At 70.9% G+C, this 25,599-nt stretch carries 30 protein-coding genes and 1 pseudogene; 14 read left to right on the forward strand and 17 right to left on the reverse strand.

Annotation, left to right across the window (positions count from 1 at the left end; translation table 11 throughout):
- Positions 1-12 precede the first annotated feature (12 nt).
- The gene (locus BLT23_RS14265; protein ID WP_090049273.1) at positions 13-1,020 is read left to right on the forward strand and encodes a stage II sporulation protein M; all 1,008 of its coding nucleotides are present in this window, start codon (positions 13-15) and stop codon (positions 1,018-1,020) included.
- 15 nt (positions 1,021-1,035) lie between these two features.
- Here the strand turns inward: BLT23_RS14265 and BLT23_RS14270 are convergent, their stop codons facing one another.
- Positions 1,036-1,587, reverse strand: a complete 552-nt coding sequence (locus BLT23_RS14270) for a TetR/AcrR family transcriptional regulator (RefSeq protein WP_090049275.1) — start codon at positions 1,585-1,587, stop codon at positions 1,036-1,038.
- A 124-nt stretch (positions 1,588-1,711) separates the two neighbouring features.
- Between BLT23_RS14270 and BLT23_RS14275 the strand changes: the two genes are divergently transcribed.
- Positions 1,712-2,707 (forward strand): NADP-dependent oxidoreductase, encoded by a 996-nt coding sequence (locus BLT23_RS14275; protein WP_090049277.1) that lies wholly within the window; start codon positions 1,712-1,714, stop codon positions 2,705-2,707.
- Here BLT23_RS14275 and BLT23_RS14280 read toward each other — a convergent pair.
- The 8 genes from BLT23_RS14280 to BLT23_RS14315 form a co-directional block, all read right to left on the reverse strand.
- Positions 2,704-2,856, reverse strand: a complete 153-nt coding sequence (locus tag BLT23_RS14280; RefSeq protein ID WP_090049279.1) for a DUF397 domain-containing protein — start codon at positions 2,854-2,856, stop codon at positions 2,704-2,706. The two genes, BLT23_RS14275 and BLT23_RS14280, sit on opposite strands and share 4 nt — an antisense overlap.
- Before the next feature lie 10 nt (positions 2,857-2,866).
- Positions 2,867-3,697 carry a DUF5753 domain-containing protein gene (locus BLT23_RS14285; protein ID WP_143035936.1) on the reverse strand — a complete coding sequence of 277 codons (831 nt, stop codon included), beginning with the start codon at positions 3,695-3,697 and terminating at the stop codon, positions 2,867-2,869.
- An 87-nt stretch (positions 3,698-3,784) separates the two neighbouring features.
- Positions 3,785-5,074: a DUF58 domain-containing protein gene (locus tag BLT23_RS14290; RefSeq protein ID WP_090049283.1), complete on the reverse strand. Its 1,290-nt coding sequence runs from the start codon at positions 5,072-5,074 to the stop codon at positions 3,785-3,787.
- Position 5,075: 1 nt separating this feature from the next.
- On the reverse strand, positions 5,076-6,032 hold the full coding sequence (locus tag BLT23_RS14295; protein ID WP_090049285.1) for an AAA family ATPase: 957 nt from the start codon (positions 6,030-6,032) through the stop codon (positions 5,076-5,078).
- The gene (locus tag BLT23_RS14300; RefSeq protein ID WP_090049287.1) at positions 6,029-7,060 is read right to left on the reverse strand and encodes a DUF4350 domain-containing protein; all 1,032 of its coding nucleotides are present in this window, start codon (positions 7,058-7,060) and stop codon (positions 6,029-6,031) included. Before BLT23_RS14300 ends, BLT23_RS14295 begins: the two co-directional genes overlap by 4 nt.
- On the reverse strand, positions 7,057-7,656 hold the full coding sequence (locus tag BLT23_RS14305) for a DUF4129 domain-containing protein (protein WP_090049289.1): 600 nt from the start codon (positions 7,654-7,656) through the stop codon (positions 7,057-7,059). Before BLT23_RS14305 ends, BLT23_RS14300 begins: the two co-directional genes overlap by 4 nt.
- Positions 7,643-8,626: a DUF7847 domain-containing protein gene (locus BLT23_RS14310; RefSeq protein WP_090049291.1), complete on the reverse strand. Its 984-nt coding sequence runs from the start codon at positions 8,624-8,626 to the stop codon at positions 7,643-7,645. The genes BLT23_RS14305 and BLT23_RS14310 overlap by 14 nt, the downstream gene beginning before the upstream one ends.
- Positions 8,627-8,693: 67 nt before the next feature.
- On the reverse strand, positions 8,694-9,272 hold the full coding sequence (locus tag BLT23_RS14315) for a uridine kinase family protein (RefSeq protein ID WP_245743950.1): 579 nt from the start codon (positions 9,270-9,272) through the stop codon (positions 8,694-8,696).
- Positions 9,273-9,309: 37 nt separating this feature from the next.
- On the opposite strand from BLT23_RS14315, the gene BLT23_RS14320 reads away from it, so the two are divergent.
- A complete protein-coding gene (locus BLT23_RS14320) occupies positions 9,310-10,659 on the forward strand; it encodes a replication-associated recombination protein A (RefSeq protein WP_090049295.1) in 1,350 nt (449 codons plus the stop codon).
- On the opposite strand, the gene BLT23_RS14325 is transcribed toward BLT23_RS14320, so the two are convergent.
- Positions 10,646-11,110 (reverse strand): GNAT family N-acetyltransferase, encoded by a 465-nt coding sequence (locus tag BLT23_RS14325; protein ID WP_090049297.1) that lies wholly within the window; start codon positions 11,108-11,110, stop codon positions 10,646-10,648. The two genes, BLT23_RS14320 and BLT23_RS14325, sit on opposite strands and share 14 nt — an antisense overlap.
- Before the next feature lie 79 nt (positions 11,111-11,189).
- Here BLT23_RS14325 and BLT23_RS14330 point away from each other — a divergent pair, with 79 nt between their 5' ends.
- Positions 11,190-11,825, forward strand: a complete 636-nt coding sequence (locus BLT23_RS14330) for a maleylpyruvate isomerase N-terminal domain-containing protein (protein WP_090049299.1) — start codon at positions 11,190-11,192, stop codon at positions 11,823-11,825.
- 163 nt (positions 11,826-11,988) lie between these two features.
- Here the strand turns inward: BLT23_RS14330 and BLT23_RS14335 are convergent, their stop codons facing one another.
- Entirely contained in the window at positions 11,989-12,567 is a 579-nt protein-coding gene (locus tag BLT23_RS14335; protein ID WP_090049301.1) for a GNAT family N-acetyltransferase, read from the reverse strand.
- A 245-nt stretch (positions 12,568-12,812) separates the two neighbouring features.
- Here BLT23_RS14335 and BLT23_RS14340 point away from each other — a divergent pair, with 245 nt between their 5' ends.
- Genes BLT23_RS14340 through BLT23_RS14365 form a run of 6 tightly spaced genes read left to right on the forward strand, consistent with a single transcriptional unit; the run spans position 12,813 to position 18,720 of the window.
- The gene (locus BLT23_RS14340) at positions 12,813-13,205 is read left to right on the forward strand and encodes a DUF948 domain-containing protein (RefSeq protein ID WP_090049305.1); all 393 of its coding nucleotides are present in this window, start codon (positions 12,813-12,815) and stop codon (positions 13,203-13,205) included.
- Positions 13,202-13,471 carry a hypothetical protein gene (locus tag BLT23_RS14345; protein WP_090049307.1) on the forward strand — a complete coding sequence of 90 codons (270 nt, stop codon included), beginning with the start codon at positions 13,202-13,204 and terminating at the stop codon, positions 13,469-13,471. The genes BLT23_RS14340 and BLT23_RS14345 overlap by 4 nt, the downstream gene beginning before the upstream one ends.
- 57 nt (positions 13,472-13,528) lie before the next feature.
- A complete protein-coding gene (alaS, locus tag BLT23_RS14350) occupies positions 13,529-16,198 on the forward strand; it encodes an alanine--tRNA ligase (protein ID WP_090049309.1) in 2,670 nt (889 codons plus the stop codon).
- Complete coding sequence (gene ruvX / locus BLT23_RS14355; protein ID WP_090049311.1) at positions 16,185-16,688, forward strand: Holliday junction resolvase RuvX; 504 nt, start codon at positions 16,185-16,187, stop codon at positions 16,686-16,688. Before alaS ends, ruvX begins: the two co-directional genes overlap by 14 nt.
- A complete protein-coding gene (gene mltG / locus BLT23_RS14360; RefSeq protein ID WP_090049313.1) occupies positions 16,685-17,902 on the forward strand; it encodes an endolytic transglycosylase MltG in 1,218 nt (405 codons plus the stop codon). The genes ruvX and mltG overlap by 4 nt, the downstream gene beginning before the upstream one ends.
- Entirely contained in the window at positions 17,902-18,720 is an 819-nt protein-coding gene (locus BLT23_RS14365) for a shikimate dehydrogenase (RefSeq protein ID WP_245743951.1), read from the forward strand. The genes mltG and BLT23_RS14365 overlap by 1 nt, the downstream gene beginning before the upstream one ends.
- A gap of 4 nt (positions 18,721-18,724) precedes the next feature.
- On the opposite strand, the gene BLT23_RS14370 is transcribed toward BLT23_RS14365, so the two are convergent.
- From BLT23_RS14370 to BLT23_RS14380, 3 genes are read right to left on the reverse strand one after another with little or no spacing between them, the layout of a single operon-like run.
- Positions 18,725-19,114 (reverse strand): hypothetical protein, encoded by a 390-nt coding sequence (locus tag BLT23_RS14370; RefSeq protein ID WP_090049315.1) that lies wholly within the window; start codon positions 19,112-19,114, stop codon positions 18,725-18,727.
- Positions 19,111-20,460 (reverse strand): sensor histidine kinase, encoded by a 1,350-nt coding sequence (locus tag BLT23_RS14375; protein ID WP_090049317.1) that lies wholly within the window; start codon positions 20,458-20,460, stop codon positions 19,111-19,113. The genes BLT23_RS14370 and BLT23_RS14375 overlap by 4 nt, the downstream gene beginning before the upstream one ends.
- The gene (locus BLT23_RS14380) at positions 20,457-21,131 is read right to left on the reverse strand and encodes a response regulator transcription factor (RefSeq protein ID WP_090049503.1); all 675 of its coding nucleotides are present in this window, start codon (positions 21,129-21,131) and stop codon (positions 20,457-20,459) included. Before BLT23_RS14380 ends, BLT23_RS14375 begins: the two co-directional genes overlap by 4 nt.
- 352 nt (positions 21,132-21,483) lie before the next feature.
- Between BLT23_RS14380 and BLT23_RS41645 the strand changes: the two are divergent.
- Positions 21,484-21,720, forward strand: a pseudogene (locus BLT23_RS41645) (phosphatase PAP2 family protein); the annotation flags it as partial.
- A 207-nt stretch (positions 21,721-21,927) separates the two neighbouring features.
- On the opposite strand, the gene BLT23_RS40715 reads toward BLT23_RS41645, so the two are convergent.
- From BLT23_RS40715 to BLT23_RS14395, 3 genes are read right to left on the reverse strand one after another with little or no spacing between them, the layout of a single operon-like run.
- Entirely contained in the window at positions 21,928-22,194 is a 267-nt protein-coding gene (locus tag BLT23_RS40715; protein WP_176946749.1) for an HPr family phosphocarrier protein, read from the reverse strand.
- A 24-nt stretch (positions 22,195-22,218) separates the two neighbouring features.
- On the reverse strand, positions 22,219-23,505 hold the full coding sequence (locus BLT23_RS14390; RefSeq protein ID WP_090049321.1) for a PTS transporter subunit EIIC: 1,287 nt from the start codon (positions 23,503-23,505) through the stop codon (positions 22,219-22,221).
- Complete coding sequence (locus BLT23_RS14395; RefSeq protein WP_090049323.1) at positions 23,502-24,257, reverse strand: GntR family transcriptional regulator; 756 nt, start codon at positions 24,255-24,257, stop codon at positions 23,502-23,504. The genes BLT23_RS14390 and BLT23_RS14395 overlap by 4 nt, the downstream gene beginning before the upstream one ends.
- 110 nt (positions 24,258-24,367) lie before the next feature.
- Between BLT23_RS14395 and BLT23_RS14400 the strand changes: the two genes are divergently transcribed.
- The 3 genes from BLT23_RS14400 (at position 24,368) to BLT23_RS14410 (ending at position 25,588) form a co-directional block, all read left to right on the forward strand.
- On the forward strand, positions 24,368-24,604 hold the full coding sequence (locus BLT23_RS14400) for a PTS sugar transporter subunit IIB (RefSeq protein ID WP_090049325.1): 237 nt from the start codon (positions 24,368-24,370) through the stop codon (positions 24,602-24,604).
- On the forward strand, positions 24,601-25,056 hold the full coding sequence (locus BLT23_RS14405) for a PTS sugar transporter subunit IIA (protein ID WP_090049327.1): 456 nt from the start codon (positions 24,601-24,603) through the stop codon (positions 25,054-25,056). Before BLT23_RS14400 ends, BLT23_RS14405 begins: the two co-directional genes overlap by 4 nt.
- 79 nt (positions 25,057-25,135) lie before the next feature.
- Positions 25,136-25,588, forward strand: coding sequence for a prepilin peptidase (locus BLT23_RS14410; RefSeq protein ID WP_090049504.1), 453 nt, complete (start codon positions 25,136-25,138; stop codon positions 25,586-25,588).
- Positions 25,589-25,599 lie beyond the last annotated feature (11 nt).

Genomic DNA, 25,599 nt, shown 5'->3' on the forward strand with positions numbered 1-25,599 from the left:
GTGTGACTGATCGTGGATCTCGACGTGTTCATCGGCCGCCACCGCGAGTCGTGGCAGCGCCTCGACGAGCTCGTGAAGCGCTCGGGCCGGTTGAGCGGTCCCGAGGCGGACGAGCTGGTCGAGCTGTACCAGCGCGTCACGACGCACCTGTCGACCGTGCGCAGCCAGGCCCCCGACCCGGCGACCGTCGAACGCCTCTCGTCCCTCGTCGCGGGCGCCCGCGCGGCGCTGACCGGCGCGCACACCCCGGCGTGGCGCGTGGTCACCCGCTTCTTCACCCACCGCCTGCCCGCCGCGATCTACCTGGGCTGGCGCTGGTGGGTGCCGGCGGGCCTCGCGTTCTACCTGGTCGTTGCCCTGGTCGGGGCGTGGATCGCGACGAACCCGGACGTGCAGGCCGCCATCGCCGCCCCCGACGAGATCCGCGAGATGACCAAGGAGGGCGGCGCCTACGAGGCGTACTACTCCAGCGACCCGGCCGGGTCGTTCGCCGCGAAGGTGTGGACGAACAACGCCTGGATCGCCGCCGCCTGCCTGCTGCTGGGCGTGCTCTTCGCGATCCCGCCGATCTACCTGCTCCTCAGCAACGCCGTGAACGTCGCCCTCGGCGTCGGCCTGATGTTCGGCGCCGGTCGCGGCGGGCTGTTCCTCGGGCTGCTGGCGCCGCACGGGTTGCTGGAGCTGACGGCGGTGTTCGTCGCGGCGGGCATCGGCATGCGGCTGGGCTGGCAGGTCATCGACCCCGGCCCGCGCACCCGTGCCGCCGCGCTCGCCGCCGAAGGCCGTTCGGTGGTCGCCGTCGCGCTCGGACTCGTCGTGGTGCTGCTGGTGTCCGGTGTGCTGGAAGGGTTCGTGACGCCGTCCGGCCTGCCGACGTGGGCGCGCGTCGGCATCGGGGTCGTCGCCGAGGTGCTGTTCCTGCTCTACGTGTTCGTCATCGGCAGGCGGGCCGCGCGGCAGGGCGAGACCGGCGACGTCGAGGCGAGCGAACGCGAGGACGTCGCCCCCGTCACCGTCTGAGCCCGGCCGCGCCGGTCAGGACCGGCCCGTCACGATCGAGCCCATCACCACGTCGAACAGGTGCTCGGCGCGCTTCTCCAGCCCCGGCTGGTCGCTCAGCCACACCAGCGACGAGACCAGCGCGAACAGGTCGGCGCCGTCGAGGTCCGTGCGGGCGGCACCCGACTCCTGAGCGTGGGTGAGCAGCCTCGCGCCGGACCCGCGCATCGCGACGCACGACTCGTGCAGCGCCGACTCCGGGTCCTCGATCGCCTGCACCATCGCCGACACGACACCGCGGTAGTTCGTGCACACCGCGATGAAGTCGCGCAGCCACAGCATCAGCGCCTCGTCGGGCGCGTTGCCGTCCTCGACCTGCGCCGCCCGCTCGGTCAGCTCGTCGAAGCTGGACCGCATCAGCGCTTCGAGCAGCGCCTCCTTGCTCGGGAAGTGCCGCTGCAAGGTCGCCAGCCCGACCCCGGCCCGCCGCGCGATGTCGCGCATCGACGCCTCGGTGCCCTGCTCGGTGATGACGTCCCCGGCCACGGCGAGCAGGCGGTCGTGGTTGGCCTTCGCGTCCGCCCTCATCGCACTCCTTGCTCAAGCGGGTCACTGACCCGTATATTCGGGTCAGTGACCCGGAAAAACGGGTCTCTGACTCACTTCGCAGTTTACCGCGCCTGATCTGGAGAAACCCGTGTCGTCATCGACCATGAACGCCGTCCGCCTGCACGAGTACGGCGGCCCGGAGGTGCTGCGCTACGAGACGGCGCCGAAGCCGGAACCGGGCCCGGGCGAACTGCTCGTCCGGATGCGCGCGATCGGCGCCAACCCGCCCGACTGGTACGCCCGCGAAGGCATGCCGGGCGTGCCGGACGAGCTGAAACCGCCGGTCACCCTGCCCCTGATCCCGGGAACCGACGTCTCGGGCGTGGTCGAGGACCTGGGCTCAGGCGTCGAGGGCTTCGCGGCCGGGGACGAGGTCTTCGCGATGCTCAACTTCCCGAAGACCCTCCAAGGCGCCGCCTACGCCGAGTACGTCACCGCCCCCGCCACGGACTTCGCCCGCAAACCAGCCGGCGTCAGCCACGACCACGCCGCCGCCGTGGCGATGTCCGGCCTGACCGCCTGGCAGTACCTGATCGACCTCGGCCACGACCACCCGTCACCGTTCCAGGAGGCCCAGCACACCCCCGCACCGCTCGACACCACGAGCACCGTCCTGGTCAACGGCGCCGCGGGCGGCGTCGGCCACCTGGCCTTGCAACTGGCCAAGTGGCGCGGCGCACGCGTCATCGCCGTCGCGTCAGGCGACCACGAGGCGTTCCTGCGCGACCTCGGCGCCGACGAGTTCATCGACTACACGAAGGTCGCCCCGGAGGAGGTCGTCCGCGACGTGGACCTGGTGCTCGACTGCGTGGGCGGCCCCCGCAGCAGGCGCTTCCTGCGGACGATCAAGCGCGGGGGTTCCCTCTACCCGGTGTACTTCGGCGAGTTCGACGACGAGGAGAACGCCCGCCTGGGCATCACGGTGACCCTGACCCAGGTCAGGTCGAACGGCGCACAGCTCGCCGAGATCGGCCGCCTGCTGGAGGACGGCACTCTGCGGGTCGGCATCGACAGCACCTTCGCGCTGAAGGACGCCCAGGCCGCTCACGAACGGGCCGCGCGCGGCCACCTCCGGGGGAAGATCGTGCTGACCGTCTAGCGCTTGAGGGTGCGCAGGAACGCGGACCAGGCCGCCGGTGCGACGGGGAGGTGGGTGACGGGTGCCTTGCTGTCGCGGATGCCCACGCCCCGCCCGATCTCGACGCAGTCGTTGGAGTTGATGCTGTAGCTGCTCTTGCGCCAGATCACGTGCGACTCCTCAGGGCAGGATGCTGTTGATCAGCTCTTTCGATTGTTCCGCATCCAAGGCTTGCCGGTCGAGCAGCTTCAACACTTCGGCGTACTTCGCCAGGGAGGTCTTGTCCTCCAGGAAGAGGCTGGAGCTCTCGCCTTCGAGGTAGATCACCGGCTCGAACTTGTCGTACTCGAGCCGCATGAACGAACCCGAGATCCAGGCATGTGCGCCGTTGGCGATCGGCACGACCCTCACGGTGATGTAGGACCGCTGTGCCATCGCGAGGAGGTGCAGCAGTTGGTCGCGCATCACCTCCGGACCTCCCATCGGCAGCCGCAGCGCCTGCTCGTGGATGAGGAACACGAAGTCGCGGCTCCAGTGAAACAACTCGCGGCGAGCGAGCCGGGCGGCGATGACCTCCTCATAGTCGACGTCCTTCGAACGCACCGCCCCCGCGACCATGGCACGCATGTAGTCGGCTGTCTGGAGGCGGCCGGGGACGAGGTTCATCGACCACACGGTGATCACGCTGGCCTCGCGTTCCTGCTCCACGAGGCTGCGGACGAGGTCGGGGACGCCGTTCTCGGGGATCTTCAGGTACCCGTTCTCGCGCGTCTCCCGGTACAGGGCGATCAGGCGCTTGACCTCGGCGGGAGGCACGCGGCAGAAGGCGAGCAGCTGGAGCACCTCGGTCTCGGTGACCCCGCCCTTGCCCCTGACCACGTCGGAGAGCTTGGACTCGTCCCAGTCGAGCATCTGGGCGATCTTGCGGTGGGTCATCCGGGTCTGGTCGATGGCGGCGCGGACGCCGTTGCCGAACTCCCGGCCCACCACGCTGGACGTTCGTCGTGGCATGCGCAGAACCTAGGCGCGGCAACACTTTCCGCCCATCGTTTCCGTCCGAACAGGCCCGAAAGAAGTACTTTTTGGAGCCGGTACAAGTCAGAGCTTTCCGGCGGCTTTCAACGAGAGATAGCGGTCCGCGAGAGCGCGCGGCAGTTCATCGGGCAGTGCGTCCACAACCTCTACTCCGTGCCGTGCGAGCAATGCGGTGAGACGGCGGCGTTCGGCCAAAGTGCGTTCTGCGGCAGCGGCTGCGTATACGGATTCCAGGTCGCCACGGCCGGACGCCATCGCGTGCACCGCCGGGTCGGACACGGACGCGATCAGCAAACGGTGTCGTGCGGCCAGTGACGGCAGCAGTGGCAGGAGTCCGTGCTCGATCGACGGTTCCAGTGACGTCAGCAGCACGACCAACGAACGGCGTGAGGCTCGGCGCAGCACTTCCGAGACGGCGCCGCGGGCGTCGAACTCCACGAGCTCCGCTTCCAGCGGTGCCATCGCCTGCACCATCACAGGCAGGGAGGCGCGTGGCACCGAGGCGCGGACCTTGTGGCTGAACGCGAGGAAGTCGACCTGGTCGCGCGCCTGCGATGCCAAGGCGGACAACAACAACGCGGCGTCCATGGACGTGTCGAGGCGTGGCAGGCCACCCAGCACGCCGTCGACTCGTCCCGCCGAGGTGCGGGAGGTGTCGAGCACGATCGTCACCTGGCGGTCGCGTTCCGGCCGCCACGTCCGCACCACCACGTCCGACGAACGGGCAGACGCACGCCAGTCGATCGAACGCACGTCGTCGCCGATGACGTAGGTGCGCAACGAGTCGAACTCCGTGCCGGCGCCACGGATCAACGACGCGCGACGGCCGTCCAACTCTCGAAGGCGTTCCAGCAAAGCGGGTAGGTGACGACGGCTGTGGAACGGCGGTAGCGCGCGCACGGTCCACGGCACCTGGTGTGAACCCTGTCGTGCCGCGATGCCCAACGGGCCGAGGGAACGCACGGTCACACGGTCGGCCGTGCGGTCGCCTCGACGCACGGGGCGTAGCTCGAACGACAGCACACGTGAGCCACCTGCGGGCACGTCGAGAGGCACCCTGTCCGCCACCACACCGGCGGAGGGGGCCCACGCGTCACGAAGGACGCCACGCAGCCGACGGCCGGGGTTGTGCACCGTCAGCTGCACTGTGCACAACTCGCCCGTGCGCACCGAGGTCGCTCCTGCGCGCGTGAAGGTCAGCCGTCGGACGCCAGCGGCGAGCACCAGATCCACGGCCACGCACAGCAACACAACGCCGAGCATGACGAAGATGCCCTGCCACGACGGCATGAGCAGTCCCACCACCAGGACGCCGATGAGCGCGAGCAGGCCCGCGCGGCCCGTGAGCGCCACGTCAGCGCGGCACCTGGACCGTGCCGAGCACGCCGTCCAGGACGCCGTCCGCCGTGACACCTTCGAGCTCGGCCTCCGGGCGCAGCTCCAAGCGGTGCCGCAACGCGGGCCGTGCGAGTGCCTTCACGTCGTCGGGCGTCACGTAGTCGCGGCCCGAGAGCCACGCCCACGCGCGTGCGACGGCGAGCAGAGCCGTTGCGCCACGCGGAGAAACGCCCAGGCGCACCGCCGGAGACTCACGAGTCGCACGGCACACGTCGACGACGTACGCGATGACCTCGGGTGCGACGGTCAACGCGCGCACGGCCGCCGCACCGGCTTCCAGGTGCTCGGCACCCGCGACGGGCGACAACGCCGAGAGGTCACGTGGGTCGAAACCGCTCGCGTGCCGGGTGAGCACGTCGATCTCGTGCTCACGGGCCGGGAGCGGCATCGTCACCTTCAGCAGGAACCGGTCCAGCTGCGCCTCGGGCAACGGGTAGGTGCCCTCGTACTCGACCGGGTTCTGGGTCGCCACGACGATGAACGGCGCCGGCAGAGGGCGGGTCTGGCCGTCCGCGGAGACCTGCCGTTCCTCCATCGCCTCCAGCAGCGCTGCCTGCGTCTTCGGCGGCGTGCGGTTGATCTCGTCCGCCAGCAGCAGGTTCGTGAAGACGGGACCCTCGCGGAACGAGAACGCGGCGTTGTGCGAGTCGTAGACCAGCGAGCCGGTCAGGTCGCCGGGCATCAGGTCGGGCGTGAACTGCACGCGCGTCGTCGACAGGTCCAGAGCCCGCGCGAGAGCCCGCACCAGCAGCGTCTTCGCGACGCCCGGCACGCCCTCCAGGAGCACGTGTCCCTTGCACAGCAACGCGAGGATCAGCGACGTGACGGCGGAGTCGTTGCCCACCACGGCCTTGCCGATCTCCGTGCGCAACGCCACCAGCGCCGTGCGTGCTTCCTCTGTGGTGACAGTCATCCCTTGCGAACCTCGTTCTCCAGAGCGTCGAGTTCGGAGGCCAGCGCGACCAGACCCCGGTCGTCCACCGGCTCCTCGGAGTGCAGCAACGCCCGCACCTGCGCCACGGGGCGCGAGGTCCTGCGGGCGATCTCGTCGGACGGGTCCTCGCCCGCGGGCAGGCCCAGCACCGGGCTCAGCCGGTCGCGGGCGGCCTGCCGCAGCACGGCGGCGGCGTGGGTGGAGGCACGCGAACGCTGGTAGAGCCGCGCACGCCCCTCCACGGTCTCGGCGGCGCGCACCACGACCGGCAGCGGTTCGGGCACGACCCGGCCCAGCCGCCGCGCCCGCCACAGCGCGACCAGCACGGCCGCGACGCCGAGCTGAAGCGCGCCGAACTTCCAGCCGTCCGGCACCAGGTCGGTCAGCGACTTCTGCTGCGCCCGGTCGGCCACCGACGGCATGTACCAGACGAGCCGTTCGTGCTGGCCCAGCAACGACAGCGCGAGCGCGGCGTTGCCCTCGGCGTCCAGCTCGCCGTTCGTGAAGATCGCGCCGTGGCCGATCGCCGTCACGGTGCCGGTGCGCACCAACGTCGAGTCGTAGCACTGCTGTTCGCCCTGGTAGACGAACCCGCCGCTGGTCGCCGCCCCGGCCTTCGCCGCGAGCGCGCAACCGGGCTCGCGGGTCTCCTGCGCCACCTGTCCGACACCGCCCGCGGGGGCGACGAGCACGGTGGCGGCGGCGCGGCGGCTCAGCTCGGTGAGCCGGTCAGGGGCGATCAGGTTCGGGTGCGTCACGAACAGCGTCGCGCCGTCCACAGCGGACGCGTCGTCGGTCAGCTCGACGCGCACGCCGTTCTGCTCCAGCAGCCGGGCGACCGCGTGGCTGCCCTCCGGCCGGAACGAGCGCGGGTCGAGCGCGCCGCCCTCGCCGGTACCGCGCAGCAACGTGATCACGGCCGCGGCGAACAGGATGACCACGCCGATCAGCAGGGGAGCGCGCGCCGCCGCCCAGATCCGCCGGGCGTCCGGGGAGACCGCCGTCATCCGCGCACCCTGCCGTCGACCGACACCAGCCGCCGGTAGCCCTCCTCGGTCGCGGGCCTGCCGCCGTACCAGACGTCGTCGAACTGCACCGCCGCCCCGCGCAGGTCCGCGGCCAGCGCCGGAAGCGCCTGCCCCGCCTCGAAGGCGACCTCGTCGACGGTGCGTCCGGCGCGGGCGTCGAGCACACCGCGCTGTTCCAGCTCCCGCACGACCGCGCGGAACCGTTCGCGCACGGCCTCCGCCAGGTCGCCCGCCTCGGCCGCGCGGTCGGCGGCGGCACGGTGCTCGGCGGCGGTCAGGGTCGCGGTCCCGAACACCGCGCCGCCCCTGCGCAGGGCACGGGCGGTGCGGCCGGCGCGCAACCGGACCACGATGACGATGATCACCGCGACCACGACGAGAACCGTGACCGCGGTGATGCCGCTGACTCCGCCCGCTCCGGCGAACAGCTCGTTCAGGCGCTCCAGCACCCAGTTCAGGGCGCGTTGCAGCGGGTTCGGCTCGTCCGGGAGGTACGCCGGGTCGCTGAGCTCCCGGACGGCCGCTTCCCTGGCCTCGTCGCGGCCGGGATCCACCGGAACGTCAGAGGCCACCATGTCCCGCGGCCCGCTGGAGTTCGATGTCCATGCCCTCGGCGCGCATCCGGCGGTCGACGTACAGGAGCACGGTGACGGCGGCGCTGAACGGCAGCGTGATCGTCGAGGCGATGATCGCGCCGACCGTGGACAGCAGCAGCGAGCCGATGCTCAGCGCCGCGGCCGGGTCGGCGCTGAAGCCGGTGGCCGCCGCGCCCAGGATGCCGAACGGCAGGCTGACGATCCAGCTGATCACCATGCTGATCACGATGGTGAGCAGCAGGACGCCGAACGTGCGCCACCACGCGCCGTTGACCAGCGTCCTCGAGCGGCCGAACGCCGTGCCGACACCGCAGCGCTCCAGCACGAGCGCGGGCGTGACGAGCGCGAACAGCACGTACAGGTAGACGCCGGGGATGAGGCAGAAGACCAGGCCGACGGTGATCAGCACGCCGGACAGCAGCGTCGCGCCGACCAGCGGCAGCAGACGCGGCTTGAACTCCTCCCACGCCTGCGCGAACGTCACCGGCTCGCCCAGCACGGCGTGACCGACGACGACGGTGACGAAGCCGGACAGGAACACGGTGCCGAACAGCACCGGCAGGATGCCCAGCAGCGTGCCGCCGAGGAGACCCGTGACGGAGCTCTGCAGCTGCTCCACGATCTGCTCGTCCGTCATCGCGTTCGGGTCGAGCGTGGCGAGCGCCGTGACGTCGTTGAGGAACGGCAGCTGCACCAGCAGCCCGATGATCTGGGTGATCGCGGCGACCACCGCGGCGGCACCGATGATCAGCTTCGGGTACCGGCGCATCGTCGTGATCGCGCCGTCGACGATCTCGCCGACCGCCAGCGGGCGCAGCGGGATGACGCCGGGCTTGATCGTCGGCCCCGCCCCCGGCGGAGGAGGCGCGTAGTAGCCGGGCGGAGGCTGCGGCGGCTGCTGGGGCTGGTTGGGCTGGTCGGGTGAGGACCAGCCGGGCGTTTCGGACATAGCTACCCCCGGTCGTGGTGTGAACGGCATCCTTCCAGACGCGGTTCGCCCGCACCGGGCGTGCTGATCACGAAACGAGCTCGGTCCGCGCCCTGGCGGGTGTCGTGCGTCGCATCCCGGCGTCCACGCACCGCCGGACGACCTGCGGTTGCTCGCGCATCAGCCGCAGGCCGCGGCGCACCAGCGTCGGCACCGGCTTGCGGGCCTCGGCGACGTCGCGGGCGAACCGGCGCAGGAACGTCACGGGCGGGCTCGGCGCCAGCACGATCGCGTCCCTGAGCACCCCCGCCTCGCGCGCGCCGCCGACCAGCAGGTCGGCGAAGAGGCCCTCCGCGATGAACGCGGGCGCGTCGCCCAGCTCGATCGTCTGCGTGCCGACCGCGCGGTCCTCGCTGATCGAGTAGACCGGCGCCTCGACCTTGCCCGTCTCGGACAGCTCGATGATCGCCAGCAGGGCCTTGTCCGCGTTCCACGAGCCGACGTCGTCCCAGTCGGCGCGACCGTGGTCGTCACGGGGCAGCAGCGGGTCGTCGCCGTCGCGGTAGAAGTCGTCGAGACGCAGGACGGGCCAGCCGAGGTGGGCGGCGAGGGTCGACTTGCCGGAGCCGGACGGTCCGGCGAGCAGCACGGCGCGGGGGATGGGCACGGAACGCGATCCTCCCACATGTCCTAGGCTCGAACGCATGAGCGAAGGTCTGTTCGACGAGGGCCTCTTCGGCGCGACCGACGAGGAGAAGGCCGAGCGCATCGCGGCCAACGCCCCGCTGGCTGTGCGGATGCGTCCGGCCACGCTGGACGAGGTCGTCGGCCAGGACCACCTGCTCGGGCCGGGCGCGCCGCTGCGCCGCCTGGTCGAGGGCGCCACCCCGGCGTCCGTGATGCTCTACGGCCCTCCCGGCACCGGCAAGACGACCCTCGCGACCCTGGTCTCCAAGGCGACCGGGCGCCGGTTCGTGGCGCTGTCGGCGCTGTCCGCGGGCGTCAAGGAGGTGCGCTCGGTCATCGACGAGGCCAAGCGGCGCCTGGTCCGTTCCGGTGAGTCGACCGTGCTGTTCATCGACGAGGTCCACCGGTTCTCCAAGACCCAGCAGGACGCCCTGCTCGGTGCCGTCGAGGACCGGATCGTGCTGCTCGTCGCGGCCACGACGGAGAACCCGTTCTTCTCGGTGGTCTCGCCGCTGCTGTCGCGGTCGCTGGTGCTGCAGCTCAAGTCGCTGACCGATGAGGGCGTGCGCTCGGTGATCCGCCGCGCCGTGTCCGACGACCGCGGTCTCGGCGGGTCCGTCGTGCTGGAACCGGAGGCGGAGAACCACCTGATCAGGCTGGCCGGTGGCGACGCGCGCCGTTCGCTGACCGCGCTGGAGGCCGCCGCCGACTCGGCGCTCGCGTCGAACGAGGGCGTGATCACGCTGACGCTGCTGGAGTCCACGGTGGACAAGGCGGCGGTCCGCTACGACCGCGACGGCGACCAGCACTACGACGTGACGTCGGCCTTCATCAAGTCGATCCGCGGCTCCGACGTGGACGCCGCGCTGCACTACCTCGCGCGCATGATCGAGGCGGGCGAGGACCCGAGGTTCATCGCCCGCCGGCTCGTCATCCACGCCAGCGAGGACATCGGCATGGCCGACCCGACGGCGTTGCAGACGTGCGTGGCCGCCGCCCAGGCCGTGCAGCTCATCGGGTTGCCCGAGTGCGCCCTGAACCTCGCGCAGGCCACGATCCACCTCGCCACCGCGCCGAAGTCCAACGCGGTGACGACGGCGATCAACGCCGCGATGTCGGACGTCCGGCAGGGCGCGATCGGCGCCGTCCCCGCCCACCTGCGCGACGGGCACTACGCGGGCGCCAAGAAGCTCGGCAACGCGCAGGGCTACCGCTACCCGCACAACGTGCCGGAGGGCGTCGTGACGCAGCAGTACGCGCCGGACGACCTGGTGGGCCGCGACTACTACGAGCCGACGTCCCGCGGCGCCGAACGCGCGGTGGCCGAGCGGCTGCCGAAGCTGCGCCGGGTGATCAGAGGCGAGTGAGCGGACGCGACCGCCACACGATGCCGTTCTCCACCCGCTGCACGGTGAACCCCTCGCGCTCGTAGAACGCGCCGGCCCGTTCGTTCTGGACGAAGTGCTCGATGAGGACGACCTCCGCGTCCATGTGCGCGCAGAGCGCGTCGATCAGCCGCGGCCCGAGCCCGTGCCCGCGCAGCTCGGGGTGGACGTAGAGCTTGTAGATGACATGGCCGGGACCGCGCTGCCCGACCCCCACGACCTCGCCCTGCCGTTCCGCGACGACCACGAGCCCACGGGCCACCGCGCTGGCCACGTGCGCCTCGTTCCAGTACGTCCTGACCTGGTCGTGGGCGGCCTCCTCACCGATCAGGGGCGCGTAGTGGGCCGGGATGTGCTTCTCCCCGAACAGGCAGATCCCCGCGACGTCCTCCGGCTGTGCGTCCCGCACGACGGGTTCCTCGGCTGTGCTCACCCGGGCATGATCCCCGCACGGGCCCTGCGCCGCGCAAATCCGGCGGACCCGCGGCCGGGATCGGCGTAGCTTCGGGCCGGTGACGATCAGAGACGACTACCTCACCGCCGTCCGCACCGCGCTGGAGCTGCTCCGCCACGACCAGGTCGCCGCGCGCTGGGACCAGCCCAGCGCCCTCCCCGAGTTCGGCGTCAGCGGCCTGGCGGGTCACCTCGCCTACCAGGCGCTGCCCCTGCCGTCGATGCTCGCCGCACCCGTCGGCGACGAACCGGTCGTGCCGCTGATGGAGCACTACGCGCGGGCGAACTGGACCGAGCTCGACGTCGACTCCGACTTCCACACCCGCATCCGCGAAGGCGGCGAGAAGCTGGCCGCCGAGGGCCCCGCCGCCCTGTCCGCCGAGCTGGAACGGACCCTGGACCAGCTCGCCGCGGCCCTGCGGACCACCTCCGACCGCCCCGTGCGGATGCCGCACTGGGGCCCGTGGGCGGTGGCGCTGGACGAGTACCTGGTCAGCAGGCTCATGGAGATCGTCGTGCACACCGACGACCTCGCCGTCAGCGCCGGCGTCGACACGCCCGAGTTCCCGCGGCACGTCAACGAGACCGTCATCGACCTGCTCACCCGCATGTCGCTCAACAGGCACCGCGCCGTCGACGTGGTGCGCGCGCTCACCCGCAAGGAACGCGCCCCGCGGGACATCACCGCGTTCTGACCGACCCGCGCCCACCCACCCCGCCGCGCCCACCCCGGTCGCGCCCACCCACCCTGCCGCGCCCGCCCCTGCCGCGCCCGCCCCTGCCGCGCCGGCCTCGGTCGCGCCGCGCACGCGGGGACCTTTCGTACTGTCAGACAGTACGAAAGGCCCCCGCGGGGAGTCAGCGGCGGCACACCATCAGCAGGGCGAGCTTGCCCGCCAGCATGATCTCGTCCACCGCCACGAACCCGCCCGCCTCGAAAGACCTGATCGCGCGCAGGTTCCGCACGTCCGGATCGGCCACGACGCGGGTGCAGTGCGGGTCCGCCTCGAACAGCGCGTCGGTCAGCCGGGGGAGCAGCGTCCGCACCAGGCCGCGGTCGGTCAGCGCCAGCTCGCCGACCGCGAGGGTCAGGCCCAGGTCGTGCGGGCGGGCCGGGTAGCACTGCGCCAGGGCGTCGCGGGCGGCGCGGTACAGCTCGGCGTAGATCACGGGGCGGCCGTGCCAGCAGACCAGCAGCGGCCGCACGTCGTCGCCTTCCAGCTGCTCGGCGAGCCTGCGCTCCCACTCGGGCAGCGACCAGGCCCGCCGCCAGAACGCCGCCACGTGCGGCGCCTGGTTCCAGCGGTGGACCAGCTCCAGGTCGTGGCCGTCGGCACGGGCCAGCCGCGCCTCCCAGGGCGCGCCGAGGTCGGGGACGGGCGGTGCCTGGGCTCTCGCGTGCCTGCGGTAGGAGTCCAGGTGCGACACCGGCTTCACGAAGCCTCCAGTTGCTGCTCTGGGCCGGGGAGCGGGACGGCGGCGTCAACCCCCTGAGTGACTGGTATTGCACAGGCTGTGACGGCGTCGCGTCAATGAACTTGTCCGGTCCCGTACGTTTCCCGCACCGGGACGTTCGTCACGTGCGACGAAGATCAACAATTGGTGCCGCCCGGTGGAGTGTCGGACCCACCCGGTAATCTCATGCCCAACCAAGCCAGAACACCGGTTCACCAGGAGGATCCGTGTCGCCAGGGTGGCTCGCCGCCGGTGCCTTCGTGCTGCTCGTGCTGCTGCTGGCGATCCCGGCTTTCAAGGCCGCGCGCTTCTTCGACGAGGCGACGATCGCGATGCGCAAGGCCCACGAGAACACGGACCCGTTGTTCTCCGAGGCCAACACGACGCTCACGCACGTGAACACGCAGCTGGAGCGCGTCGACGGCATCACCGCGAACGCGCGCGCCGTCACCGGCAACGTCTCGGCGCTCACCAGCCTCTTCACCGCCACTCTCGGCGGCCCGCTGGTCAAGGCCGCCGCGCTGTCCTACGGCGTCAGCAAGGCCGTCAAGGCGCGCCGCAAGGCCGCCGAGCAGCCGAACAAGCACAGCAGGCGCCGGTCGAGGAGGGGTTCGCGATGAGCCGCCTCTTCTGGTTCGGGCTGGGTGCCGCGGCCGGTCTCTTCGTCGCGAAGAAGGCTTCCGAGGTCACAAAGCAGGCGACTCCGGCCGGCATCGGCGCTAACGTGGGTGAAGGTCTGCGTGAACTCGCCGGCGCCATCGGGTCCTTCGGGGCCGAGGTGCGCGCGGGCATGACCGAACGCGAGCAGGAGTTGCAGGAGACGGTGGAACGTCAGACGGGATTCACGCCGGGGCGTCGAGCGCCCAGGGCGAACGGCAAGCACTAGTCGTTCGCCTCGTACGCGTGCCCTGACAACCTCCCAGCAACACACAAGGACCTTCCCGTGCAGACCCACGAGATCATCAAGCGCTTCCGCGAGCACTTCGAGAACGCCGGGCACAAGTACATCCCCAGCGCCTCGCTGCTGCTCGACGACCCGAACCTGCTGTTCGTCAACGCCGGCATGGTGCCGTTCAAGCCGTACTTCCTCGGCGAGGCCCCGCCGCCGGCCCCGCGGATGACGAGCATCCAGAAGTGCGTGCGCACGCCGGACATCGACGAGGTCGGCAAGACCACGCGCCACCTCACGTTCTTCCAGATGGCCGGCAACTTCTCGCTCGGCGACTACTTCAAGGAAGACGCCATCCGGCTCGCCTGGGAGCTCATCACCAAGTCCCAGGACGAGGGCGGCTACGGGTTCGACCCCGAGCGCATCTGGGTGACGGTCTACCTCGACGACGACGAGGCCATCGAGCTCTGGCAGAAGATCGCCGGCCTGCCGCTGGAGCGCATCCAGCGCCGCGGCGTCGAGGACAACTTCTGGTCGATGGGCGTCCCCGGCCCGTGCGGCCCGTGCTCGGAGATCTACTACGACCGCGGCCCCGCCTACGGCAAGGAGGGCGGCCCGGTCGTCGACGAGGACAGGTACCTGGAGATCTGGAACCTCGTCTTCATGCAGAACATCCGCGGCGAGGGCGGCGCCAAGAAGGACTACCCGATCCTCGGCGAGCTGCCGTCGAAGAACATCGACACCGGCATGGGCGTCGAGCGCGTCGCCTACCTGCTGCAGGGCGTCGACAACGTCTACGAGACCGACCTGGTCCGCGCCGTCATCAACAAGGCCGAGGAGCTGTCGGGCCGCAAGTACGGCGACAACGAGACCGACGACGTCCGCTTCCGCGTCATCGCCGACCACGCCCGCAGCGGTGTGCTGCTCGTCGGCGACGGCGTCACGCCCGGCAACGAGGCCCGCGGCTACGTGCTGCGCCGCCTGCTGCGCCGCATCATCCGCAGCTCGCGCCTGCTGGGCGTGACCGAGCCGGTGCTGCGCCAGTTCGCCGAGGTCGTCCGCGACTCCATGGGCGAGGCCTACCCCGAGCTGGTCAGCGGGTTCGCCCGCATCCAGCAGGTGCTCAAGGCCGAGGAGGACACCTTCCTGCGCACCCTCGACGCCGGTTCGCGGATCTTCGAGAACGCCGCCGCCGAGGTGAAGAAGGACAACCGCGCCACCCTGCCGGGTGACAAGGCTTTCCAGCTGCACGACACCTACGGGTTCCCGATCGACCTCACGCTGGAGATGGCCTCCGAGGCCGGGCTCTCCGTCGACGAGGACGGTTTCCGCAAGCTGATGGCCGAGCAGCGCGCCCGCGCCAAGGCCGACGCCTCCGCCAAGAAGACCGGCCACGGCGACCAGACCGTCTACCGCGAGCTGCTGGAACAGGGCCCGACCGAGTTCACCGGCTACACCGAGCTCGCCTCCGAGGCCACACTGCGCGGCATCGTGCTCAACGGCCAGCGGGTGAAGTCGGCTCGGGAGGGCGACATCGTCGAGGTCGTCCTCGACCGCACGCCGCTCTACGCCGAGTCCGGTGGCCAGGAGTCCGACGCCGGCACGATCGTCACCGGCAACGCCGAGCTCGAGGTGCTCGACGTGCAGAAGGTCGCCCGCAAGCTGTGGGTGCACCAGGTGCGCGTCCGCTCGGGTGAGATCGCCGAGGGCGAGCAGGTCGAGGCCCGCGTCGACCAGGAGTGGCGCATCGGCGCCCGCCAAGGCCACTCGGGCACGCACGTCGTGCACGCCGCCCTGCGCCAGGTGCTCGGCCCGTCGGCCCTGCAGAGCGGTTCGTACAACAAGCCCGGCTACCTGCGTCTCGACTTCGCCTGGACGGGTGGCCTGTCGGCCGAGGCCCGCAGCGAGATCGAGGAGGTCTCGAACCTCGCCGTGCGCAAGGACCTGCCGGTCTCCGTCGTCTACACGGACATGGCCGGTGCCCAGGACATGGGCGCCGTGGCCCTGTTCGGCGAGACCTACGACGAGACGGTGCGCGTCGTCGAGATCGGCGGCCCCTGGTCGCGCGAGCTCTGCGGTGGCACGCACGTCGAGCACTCGTCGCAGATCGGTCCGATCACCCTGCTGGGCGAATCTTCGGTCGGCTCCGGCGTGCGCCGCCTGGAGGCTTACGTCGGCATCGAGGCCATGCGCTTCCTCGCCAAGGAACGCGCCATCGTCCAGAACCTCTCCGACCTGCTCAAGGTCGGCTCCGACGGCCTGCCCGAGCGGATCGAGTCCCTGGTCGAGCGCCTGAAGAACGCCGAGAAGGAGCTCGAGAAGGTCCGTGCCGCCCAGCTGCTCGGCAACGCCGGGTCGCTGGCCGAGAAGGCCCTGGACGTGCGCGGCCTGTCGCTGGTGGCCCTCGGCCTGGAGGGCGTGTCGGGCAACGACCTGCGCACCCTCGGCGGCGAGGTCCGCAACCGCCTCGGCACCAAGCCCGGCGTGGTGGCCCTGTTCTCGGTCGACGGCGACAAGGTCAGCTTCGTGGTGGCCACCACGGCCGCCGCCCGCGACCTGGGCCTGGCCGCCGGCAAGCTCGTCCCGGTGTTCGGCCCGGCCATCTCCGCCCGCGGTGGCGGCAAGCCGGACCTGGCCCAGGGCGGCGGTACCAACCCCGGTGGTGTTCCCGAGGCCATCACGGCCCTCACGAACGAACTGGACAAGGTGCTTGAACAGCGCTGACCCGCGCGGCGCCGACTCACCCGGCGCCGACGACCCTGGCCTCGGCAGGAGGCTCGGCGTCGACGTCGGGTCGGTTCGCGTGGGAACATCCCTCAGCGATCCGGGTGCTTTCCTGGCCACTCCGCTGGTTACCCTGCAACGGGACGAGAAGCGCGGCTCGGACCTCACCGAGCTCGTACGTCTCGTGGCCGAGCATGACGTGGTCGAGGTCGTGGTCGGCCTGCCCAAGACGCTGGCGGGCAGGCACGGTCCCGCCGCGGAGGCGGCGACGGCGTACGCTGCCGCCCTGGCGGACCGGGTCAGCCCGGTGCCGGTCCGGCTCTGCGACGAGCGCCTGACGACGGTCGTGGTGAGCCGGGTGCTGGCGCAACGAGGAGTGAAAGGCAAGAAGCAGCGTGCCGTGGTCGACCAGGCCGCCGCTGTCGAGATCCTGCAATCCTGGCTGGACGCACGGGCACGCTTCGTGGCCGCCCGAAAGGACGAGGTGTGAGCGACGATCTCGGGTTGTTCACCGACCCTGACGTGGATGAACGACGTCCGCTCAAGCGCGATCGCGAGCGGGACAGGGCACGCGCCAAGGCGAAGAAGCGCAAGAAGACGGTCCTGTGGCTGGTCGTCGCGATGGTCCTCACCGTGGGCCTGGGCGGCGCCTACTACGGCTACCGGGAGCTGCGCAGCATCGGGTCGTACGAGGACTACGCGGGCAGCGGAGAGGCCGACAAGATCGTCGAGGTCAAGGACGGCGACGTGATCAGCCAGATCGCCGCCACCCTCTACGACAACGACGTGGTCGCGTCGGCGGGTGCCTTCATCGCGGCCAGCCAGACCGACGCCCGCGTGCTGTCGACCCAGCCCGGCTTCTACCTCATGAAGACCAAGATGTCGGGCGCGGAGGCAGTGGCCCGCATGATCGACCCGAAGACGCGCGTCCCCGCGGTCCAGATCATCGGCGGCACGAAGCTCTCCGACATCAAGGCCGGTGACAAGACGGTCCCCGGCATCTACTCCCTGCTCGCCGCGGCGAGCTGCACGGAGAAGGACGGCCAGAAGACCTGCCTGTCGGCCGACGAGGTGAAGGCCGCCGCCGAGCAGACCGACCCGGTCGCCCTCGGCGTGCCGGACTGGGCGCTGGCCGACGTGGCGCGCGCCGAGCCCCAGTACCGCCTCGAAGGTCTGATCATGCGCGGCGTGTACCAGGTCAAGCCGGGTGTCTCCGCGGTCGAGCTGCTGCGCAGCGTGATCGTCTCCTCGGCGCAGAAGATGCAGGGCTTCGGCATCCCCGGCGGCACCGTGAACACCGGCTTCCGGCCGTACGAGGTGCTCGTCATCGCGTCCCTCATCGAGAAGGAAGCGATCGAGAAGGACTTCACCAAGGTCTCGCAGGTGATCTACAACCGCCTGAAGAAGCCGATGAGGCTGCAGTTCGACTCGACCATCAACTACAAGAACAACCAGCCGCACATCCGCACGTCCGACCAGGACCGCAACACCCCGGGCCCGTACAACACCTACATGTCGTTCGGCCTCACGCCCACCCCGATCGGCTCGCCGTCGCAGCAGGCCATCGCCGCGGCGATGAACCCGGAGGGCGGCGAGATCATCTACTTCGTGAAGTGCCACGAAAAGGGTGACTCGTGCTTCGCGACGACGTTCGAGGAGCACAACGCGAACGACCAGAAGGCCCAGCGGGACGGCGTGTACTAGTGCGCAGGGCAGCGGTGATCGGCTCACCGATCGAGCACTCGCTCTCGCCGGTGTTGCACAACGCGGCGTATACCGCGCTGGGGCTCGACATCTCCTACACCCGGCTGGAGTGCGCCGAGGCGGAGGTGCCCGCTCTGGTCTCCTCGCTGGGACCGGAGTGGGTCGGCCTCTCCTGCACGATGCCGACGAAGCGCGCGGCACTGGCGTTCGCGTCGTCGGTCACCCCGCGCGCCTCGGCCGTGGGCGCCGCGAACACGTTGGTGCGCACCGGCTCCGGCTGGCACGCCGACTGCACCGACGTCGACGGCGTCGTGGGAGCGTTGCGGGAGAAGGGTTTCTCCGGCGGGACGAGCGGCGTGGTGCTCGGCGCGGGCGGCACGGCGACGGCCGCGCTGGCCGCGTTCGCCGAGCTGGGCGTGAAGTCGGTGTCCCTGGTGGTGCGGGACTCCTCCCGCGCCGCCGAGGCCGTCGAAACCGCGGCACGGGTCGGCGTCGAGGCCGAGGTGCTGGAACTGTCCTCCGTGGACCTCCCACTGCTGGCGGGCGCCACGGACGTCCTGGTGTCGACCGTGCCCGCCGAGGCGACGGTGCCACTGGCCCCGGCGCTGGCGCGGGCCCCGTACGTGCTGGACGTGATCTACCACCCGTGGCCCACCCCGGTGGCCTCGGCCGTGGAGGAGTCGGGCGCACGGCTCGCGACGGGCCTGGACATGTTGCTGCACCAGGCTTTCGGTCAGGTGGAGCAGTTCACCGGGAAGCCCGCGCCGCAGGACGTGATGCGCGAGGCCCTGGCCGCGGAACTCGCCAGGCGAGGTTAGGCCGTCACGGGCACTCGATGCCCGTGGCCGGCACCCCCTCCACCTTCGCCCGGCTCGCCACAGCCGTGCAGTACAGCTGGAACTGCGCCCACCGGGACAGCTCCAGCATGGCCTCCGGCAGGACGATGACGTTGGAGATCGCGTAGACCCGTTCCGACGAGGCGGGCACCTCGGTCACCAGGCCGAGCTTCTTCTCCTCCTCGGTCAGCCCGGCGACGAGCAGGTTGATGGCGGTCGCGGTGTCGACGGTGCCGGAGTAGGTCCTGGTCCGCCGCACCAGCGCGTCGCGGCCGGCCGACACCAGGAAGACCGTCAGCTCGTGCGACGAGATGACGGGGGCGTCGCCGCCGGTGAGGATCGGGGTCGGGCGCACCCCGCAGGCCGCGAGGGTCACCAGGGCAAGCGCAAGGTGAAGACCGCTCCGCCGGAGGGCCCGTTGGCCGCGTCGATCGTGCCGCCGTGCAGGCGCGCGTTCTCCCATGCGATCGCCAATCCCAGCCCGCTGCCCTCGGAACGGGAGCGGGCCGTGTCTGCCTTGTAGAAGCGGTCGAAGATGTGGGGGAGGGCCTCGGCGGGGATGCCGGGCCCGTGGTCGGACACCTCGATGACGCCGCCGGGCCTGACCTCGACGCGGACCGGGGCGCCGCCGTGCTTGAGCGCGTTGCCGACGAGGTTGGCCACGATGACGTCCAAGCGGCGGCGGTCCACCACGCCGTCGATCCCCTCCGGCAGCACGGCCTCGACCGACTCGGCCCAGCCGCGCGCGGCCAGGGTGTCGCGGACGGCCGTGCCGATGTCCCACTCGTCGAGCTCCAGGACGTTGCCGCCCTCGTCGAACCGGGAGATCTCCATCAGGTCGTTGACCAGGCGGGTGAGCTTGCGGGTCTCGGCGGAGACCAGGCGGGCGGCGACGGCCGTGTCCGGTGGCAGCGTCTCGGCGTCCTCGTCCAGCACGGCCGTCACGGCGCTCATCGCGGTGAGCGGCGTGCGCAGTTCGTGGGACACGTCCGAGACGAACCGCCGGGAGGCGGCCTGGGAGGCTTCCAGCTGCTCGGCGGCGGAGTTGAACGTGCGGGCCAGGTCGGCGAGCTCGTCGGAGCCGCGGTCGTCGACGCGGGTGTCGAGCCGTCCCGAACCCAGGGCGCGGGCCGCGGCACCGAGGCGCCGCACCGGGCGCAGCACGCCGCGGGCGGTGAGGAGGGCCAGGCCGAGTGCGAGGGGCAGCACCAGGCTGACGCCGACCCATGCCGCGGTCGCGAAGCTGTTGATGGCGCTCTCCGTGCTGCCCAGACCCGTCACCGCCCACACCTCGACGCCGGTCCGGGTGCCGTCTCCGCGCAGCAACGGGATGCCGATCACGACGTACGGCTCCGCCATGTCGTCGCGGCGCTGCCAGAGGACCGTGACGCTGTTCTTCAGCGCCGCGCGCATCTCCTCGGGGATGAACGACGGATCGGGGCCGCCACGGGACCGCATCCCTTCGTAGAGCACGACTCCCTTGCCACGCAGGTACGTGGCGAAGTCGTCGAGGTCCTGCTGCGCGGGAGGGACGGTGAGGCTGAGCGCGTAGTCGCGGACGTCGTCGACCAGCGGGTTCATGAAGCCGTCCTGCGCGTCCTCCAGCAGCAACGTGCGGGCGGTCGCGTAGGAGGCTCCCGCCGCCCCCGCCGCGCCCAGCACCGTGAGGAGCAGGAACGCCGCCATCAGCCTGGGCTTCAGGCCGCGCGGCACCCACCTCATCGGGGGCCGAAGCGGTAACCGAAGCCGCGCACCGTGTGGACGTACCGGGGTTCGGACGGCACGTCCTCGATCTTGGCGCGCAGCCGCTGGACGCACGCGTCGACCAGGCGGGAGTCGCCGAGGTAGTCGTGCTCCCACACCGCTTCGAGGATCTGCTGGCGGGTCAGCACGCGGCCGGGGGTGCGGGACAGTTCGAGCAGCAGCTTCAGCTCGGTGGGCGTCAGCGCGACCTTCGCGTCGTTCTTGAGCACCTGCAGCCCGGCGCGGTCGATGACGAGCGTGCCGTGGCGTTCGACGTTCGACGGCTCGGACACGGTCCGGCGCAGCACCGCGCGGATGCGGGCCTCCAGCACCCGCGGCTCGACCGGCTTGACCACGTAGTCGTCCGCGCCCGCCTCCAGGCCCGCCACCACGTCGAAGTCGTCGCCGCGGGCGGTGAGCATGATGATCGGCACCTCGGCCTGCATGCGCATCCGGCGGCACGTCTCGAACCCGTCGATGCCGGGCAGCATGATGTCGAGGACGACGATGTCGGGACGGGAGTCGCGCAGCTTGTCGACGCCTTCCTCACCCGTTCCGGCCGCTCGCACGTCATGTCCCTGACGGCGCAGCGCCAGCCCCAGCCCTTCACGCACCGCGGGGTCGTCCTCCACCAGCAAGACCATCGCCACGGACTCCATTATCCGGGCGGTCACAGCGACCGTGGCGGTTCTGTAGCGGAACCATGACATGCCGTGGACGCTCCCGTTGAGCGGCGCGCGGAACCTCGGTCTCATGGCCGGAAGCTTGCTGGGGTTCCTCTTCACGTACTTCGCGCTGGTGTGGACGACGTTCGGGCAGAAGGCGGAGAACGCCGCGTTGCCCGAGCTGTCCCTGCAACGGTCGTGGGCGTCCGACGTGGACATGGCGATCCTGGTCGCCGCTGCCCTCGTGGTGCTGTTCGCGCGACGGAAGTCGTTGCGGCCGTTGGTGGTTCTCGGTGGTTCGGTGCTGCTCGCGCAGGTGCTGAAGCTCAACGTGCTGATGCGTCCGCCGCTCGACGACGAGGCGGTGCTGGTGCACAACAGCTTCCCGAGCGGGCACACGACGGCCGCGGTGGCGTCGGTGGTCGCGGTGACGATGGCGGTGCCGAAGCGGTTCGCGCTGTTCGTGGCGCTTCCGGGGGCGCTCGCCGCCGGGGCGGTGGCGGCGGAGACCGTGTCGCTGGGCTGGCACCGGTTCAGCGACACGCTCGGCGCGGCACTGCTCGTCTCGACGATCGCGTTCCTGCTGGCCCGCGAGTGGACAGCGGGGATGATCGTCTCGCCGGCGCTCGCGGTGGGCGGGGTGTGGCTGGTGGCGACGTACCCCGGCGCCACGCCCTCGGTGCTCTCGGGCGTGGTGACCGCCGGGGTCGTCGGGCACTTCGGGGTGGTCGTGAGCGGTCTCGGCCGGAAAGACCGGGACCGCTCACGACCGGAGCACGACTCAGGCGTCGTGGTCGGTGGCGATCATCTCGGCGACGGCGTCCAGAGCGGCGTCCGCTCCGTCCCCGTCGGCGCTGAGCACCACCTCGTCACCGTGCATGGCGCCGAGGGTCATCAGACCCAGCACACTCGCCGCGTCCACGGCTTCGCCACCGTCCTTGCGGATGGTGACCGCGACCGGCTGGTCGGCGGCGGCCTTCGCCAGCAGGGCGGCGGGGCGGGCGTGCAGCCCGACCTTGCTGGCCACGGTGACCCGTCGCTCGGCCATGATGGTTCCTCCCGGTAGAGCTGGTTACTTGTCTGTCTTCGGCTCGCGGACGTCGGTCCGCGTGGTGGCCGACTCGCCCCGGCCGCCGACGACGCTCTCGTCGGCCTCCGGCGACTCGTCGTCCTCGCGACCCGGAGTCTTCAGGTTCCACTTCGTGATGACGAAGCGGAACAGGAAGTAGTACACCACTCCGTAGATCAGGCCGAGGATGATGAGCAGCCACGGCTTCTGGGCGATGTTCCAGTTGAGGACGAAGTCGATCGCGCCGGCCGAGAACGAGAAGCCGTCGTGCGCGCCGAGCGCGTTCGAGATGGCGAGCGACGTGCCCGTGAGCACCGCGTGGATCAGGTACAGCGGCCACGCGACGAACATGAACGCGAACTCGAGCGGCTCCGTCACACCGGTGATGAACGCGGTGAGCGCGGCAGAGCCCATGATGCCGCCGATGATCTTGCGCTGGCTCGGGCGCGCGGTGTGCACGATCGCGAGTGCCGCAGCCGGCAGGGCGAACATCAGGATCGGGAAGAAGCCGGTCTGGAACGTGCCGGCGGACGGGTCGCCCGCGAGGAAGCGCGGGATGTCACCGGTCTTGTCCTCGTACTCGCCGAACTGGAACCACACGACGTTGTTGACGATGTGGTGCAGGCCCAGCGGGATCAGCAGGCGGTTCACGACGCCGTAGATGAACGCGCCGATGATCGTGCTGCCGGTGACCCACTCGCCGACGGCGGTCAGGCCGGCGTCGAACCACGGGTAGACGAGGCCGAGCAGGACCCCGATGATCGTCATGACACCGGCGACGACGATCGGCACGAACCGGCGGCCGCCGAAGAACGCCAGGTACGGCGGCAGCTTGATGCGGTGGTACTTCTGCCACAGCAGGGCGGTCAGGACACCGACGACGATACCGCCGAGAACGCCGTAGTTGATCACTTCCGGCTTGGCGTCCGGATCGGTCGGCTGGTCGAGCACGAGCGGCGACATCGCCTTGAAGACGCTCGTCAGCACGACGTAGCCGACGACACCGGCGAGCGCGGTGGAACCGTCACCGCGCCGGGCGAACCCGACGGCGATGCCGACCGCGAACAGCAGGGCGAGGTTGCTGAACAACGCGTCGCCCGCCGCACCGATCACGGAGGCGACGGCATTCCAGCCGAGACCGTCCTTGCCCAGCAGGTCGTCTTGACCGAAGCGGAGCAGCAGACCTGCCGCGGGCAGCACGGCGATCGGCAGCATGAGGCTGCGACCGAAGCGCTGCAACGTGGCGAGGCCCTTGATCTCACGACCACCGGTTGCGGCGTCCGTGCTCATCGGGTACCTCCCTTGGCGGAGTTCGGTCCGGTCCCCGGGACGGTCCGGTCCAGTTGCATGGTCACCTGGTAGAGATCGCCCCGGTACCAGGAAGTAACGTCTTCGCAGGGCCTGCCCTCGGAGCTGGCGACCCGGCGGAACACGAGCAGCGGGCTGCCCTTGCGGACGTCGAGCGCCTTCGCGGTCTCGGCGTCGGCGGTCTCGGCCCAGACGGTCTGCCGCGCGTGGTCGAGCTGGATCCCGTACTTGGCCGCGAACAGCTCGTAGAGCGATCCGCTGAGGTCGCAGCGGTCCAGTTCGGGCAGCAGGTGCGGGCTGTACCAACCGGTCTCCAACGCCAGCGGCGCACCGTCGGCCATGCGCAGCCGCACGACGCGATAGGCGTACTCGTCGGGGTCGAGCCCCAACGATGCCTTGGAACCGGGAACCGCCTGGCCCGCGCTGATCACCTCGGTGCTCGGTTCCAGCCCGCGCGCCTTCATGTCCGAGGTGAACGAGTTCAGCAGGTGCTGCAGGTCGTAGCGCCGCTGGGCGGTGAACGTCCCGCGGCCCTTGGCCCGCGTGAGCAGCCCTTCGGAGACCAGCTGGCCGACCGCGGCCCGCACGGTGATCCGGGAGACCCCGTACCGCTCGGCGAGGTCGCGCTCGGACGGGATCGGCGATCCGGGGGCGAGGTCCTGCTCGGCCAGCCTGCGCAGGATCTCTCGCAGCTGCGCGTGCTTCGGCTTCGGCCCCTCCACGATCTCGTGCATTCGCTCACCTCCTCCCAGTGGTACTTTCCGGTCTAGACCAGTTGGTGCGGGAGAATGCTCCGCGCACCGAGCGGGTGTCAACCGCTGTTACGGGAACGAGAGGTACGAACGTGGCTGACGAGAAGGCGCAGAAGATCATCACCGCCCTCGGGGGCGCCGACAACATCGTCGAGATCGAGCCGTGCATCACCCGTCTGCGGTGCGAGCTCGAGGACGGGTCCGTTGTCGACGAGAAGGCGCTGAAGGCGTTGGGGGCACACGGGGTCATGCGTTCCGGCAACGTCGTCCAGGTCGTCGTCGGGCCGGAGGCGGACACCCTCGCGTCGGACATCGAGGACCTCCTGTGAGCCTGCGCGTGGGCAGCCCGGTCGCCGGCCGCGTGGTTGCGCTCTCGGAGGTGCCCGACCCGGTCTTCGCGCAGGCGATGGTCGGTCCCGGCGTCGCGGTGGAGCCTGCCCGCGTGAAGGCGGACGTGGTCTCCCCGGTCGACGGCGTCGTCGTGACGCTGCACCCGCACGCGTTCGTGGTGGCCACCGCCGACGGCGCCGCGGTGCTGGTCCACCTGGGCATCGACACCGTGCGGCGCAAGGGCGAGGGCTTCGAGCTGCACGTGGTCAAGGGCGAGCAGGTCAGGGCGGGCCAGCGGATCGTCACGTGGGACCCGGCCGAGGTGGAGGCGGCCGGGTTCGCGCCGATCTGCCCGGTGGTCGCGCTGGACGCGTCCGCCGAGGTCCTGGGCGACCTGGCGCTGGACGTGGACGTGGCGGAGAACGACGCCCTGTTCGACTGGTCCCGCTGAGCCACCACCTGTCGTGAACGGACCATTCACGACAGGCCGGAATTTCGCGGACGCGGCTTCGGGCGGGACGGTGGTCGTCATGACCACCGTCCCGCCCGCGTTCGTCCTCTGCTCCCTGTGGACGGTCGCCGCCGTCCTCGACGCGCCGCCCTCGTCGTACCTGCTGGCGTGGTTCGGCGTCGTGCTCGCGCTCGTCGACCTGCGCCACCACCGGCTGCCGGACGTGCTCACCCTCCCGCTGGCCGCCGCGCTCCTGCTGCTCCAGTCCCACCGGCTGGGAGAAGCGGCCCTGGCAGCGGCAGTTTTCGGAGGCGCTCATCTCGCCGTCCGGCGGCTGAGACCCGCGCTCATGGGCGGCGGGGACGTGAAGCTCGCGGTCGGCCTCGGCGCGTCTCTCCCGTTGCCGTCGCTCCTACCTGCGGCGATCCTGTCCAGCGTCGTCACGCTCGGCGTCGCTGCGCTGACCCGCGCCCGCCGGGTGCCCCACGGGCCGGGGCTGCTGGCCGCCACCTGGGTCCTCGCGACGCTGTGAAAGGATTGTGA

Source organism: Lentzea fradiae (genome assembly GCF_900100955.1).
Taxonomy (GTDB): Bacteria; Actinomycetota; Actinomycetes; order Mycobacteriales; family Pseudonocardiaceae; genus Lentzea; species Lentzea fradiae.

What these genes read in the sequence shown, in the direction of transcription:
- BLT23_RS14270 (WP_090049275.1), bottom strand. Translation starts at nt 1,587, where the DNA reads ATGAGGGCGGACGCGAAGGCCAACCACGACCGCCTGCTCGCCGTGGCC.
- BLT23_RS14275 (WP_090049277.1), top strand. Translation starts at nt 1,712, where the DNA reads ATGAACGCCGTCCGCCTGCACGAGTACGGCGGCCCGGAGGTGCTGCGC.
- BLT23_RS14285 (WP_143035936.1), bottom strand. Translation starts at nt 3,697, where the DNA reads ATGCCACGACGAACGTCCAGCGTGGTGGGCCGGGAGTTCGGCAACGGC.
- BLT23_RS14295 (WP_090049285.1), bottom strand. Translation starts at nt 6,032, where the DNA reads ATGACTGTCACCACAGAGGAAGCACGCACGGCGCTGGTGGCGTTGCGC.
- BLT23_RS14300 (WP_090049287.1), bottom strand. Translation starts at nt 7,060, where the DNA reads ATGACGGCGGTCTCCCCGGACGCCCGGCGGATCTGGGCGGCGGCGCGC.
- BLT23_RS14305 (WP_090049289.1), bottom strand. Translation starts at nt 7,656, where the DNA reads ATGGTGGCCTCTGACGTTCCGGTGGATCCCGGCCGCGACGAGGCCAGG.
- BLT23_RS14310 (WP_090049291.1), bottom strand. Translation starts at nt 8,626, where the DNA reads ATGTCCGAAACGCCCGGCTGGTCCTCACCCGACCAGCCCAACCAGCCC.
- BLT23_RS14320 (WP_090049295.1), top strand. Translation starts at nt 9,310, where the DNA reads ATGAGCGAAGGTCTGTTCGACGAGGGCCTCTTCGGCGCGACCGACGAG.
- BLT23_RS14345 (WP_090049307.1), top strand. Translation starts at nt 13,202, where the DNA reads ATGAGCCGCCTCTTCTGGTTCGGGCTGGGTGCCGCGGCCGGTCTCTTC.
- BLT23_RS14375 (WP_090049317.1), bottom strand. Translation starts at nt 20,460, where the DNA reads ATGAGGTGGGTGCCGCGCGGCCTGAAGCCCAGGCTGATGGCGGCGTTC.
- BLT23_RS40715 (WP_176946749.1), bottom strand. Translation starts at nt 22,194, where the DNA reads ATGGCCGAGCGACGGGTCACCGTGGCCAGCAAGGTCGGGCTGCACGCC.
- BLT23_RS14390 (WP_090049321.1), bottom strand. Translation starts at nt 23,505, where the DNA reads ATGAGCACGGACGCCGCAACCGGTGGTCGTGAGATCAAGGGCCTCGCC.
- BLT23_RS14395 (WP_090049323.1), bottom strand. Translation starts at nt 24,257, where the DNA reads ATGCACGAGATCGTGGAGGGGCCGAAGCCGAAGCACGCGCAGCTGCGA.
- BLT23_RS14410 (WP_090049504.1), top strand. Translation starts at nt 25,136, where the DNA reads ATGACCACCGTCCCGCCCGCGTTCGTCCTCTGCTCCCTGTGGACGGTC.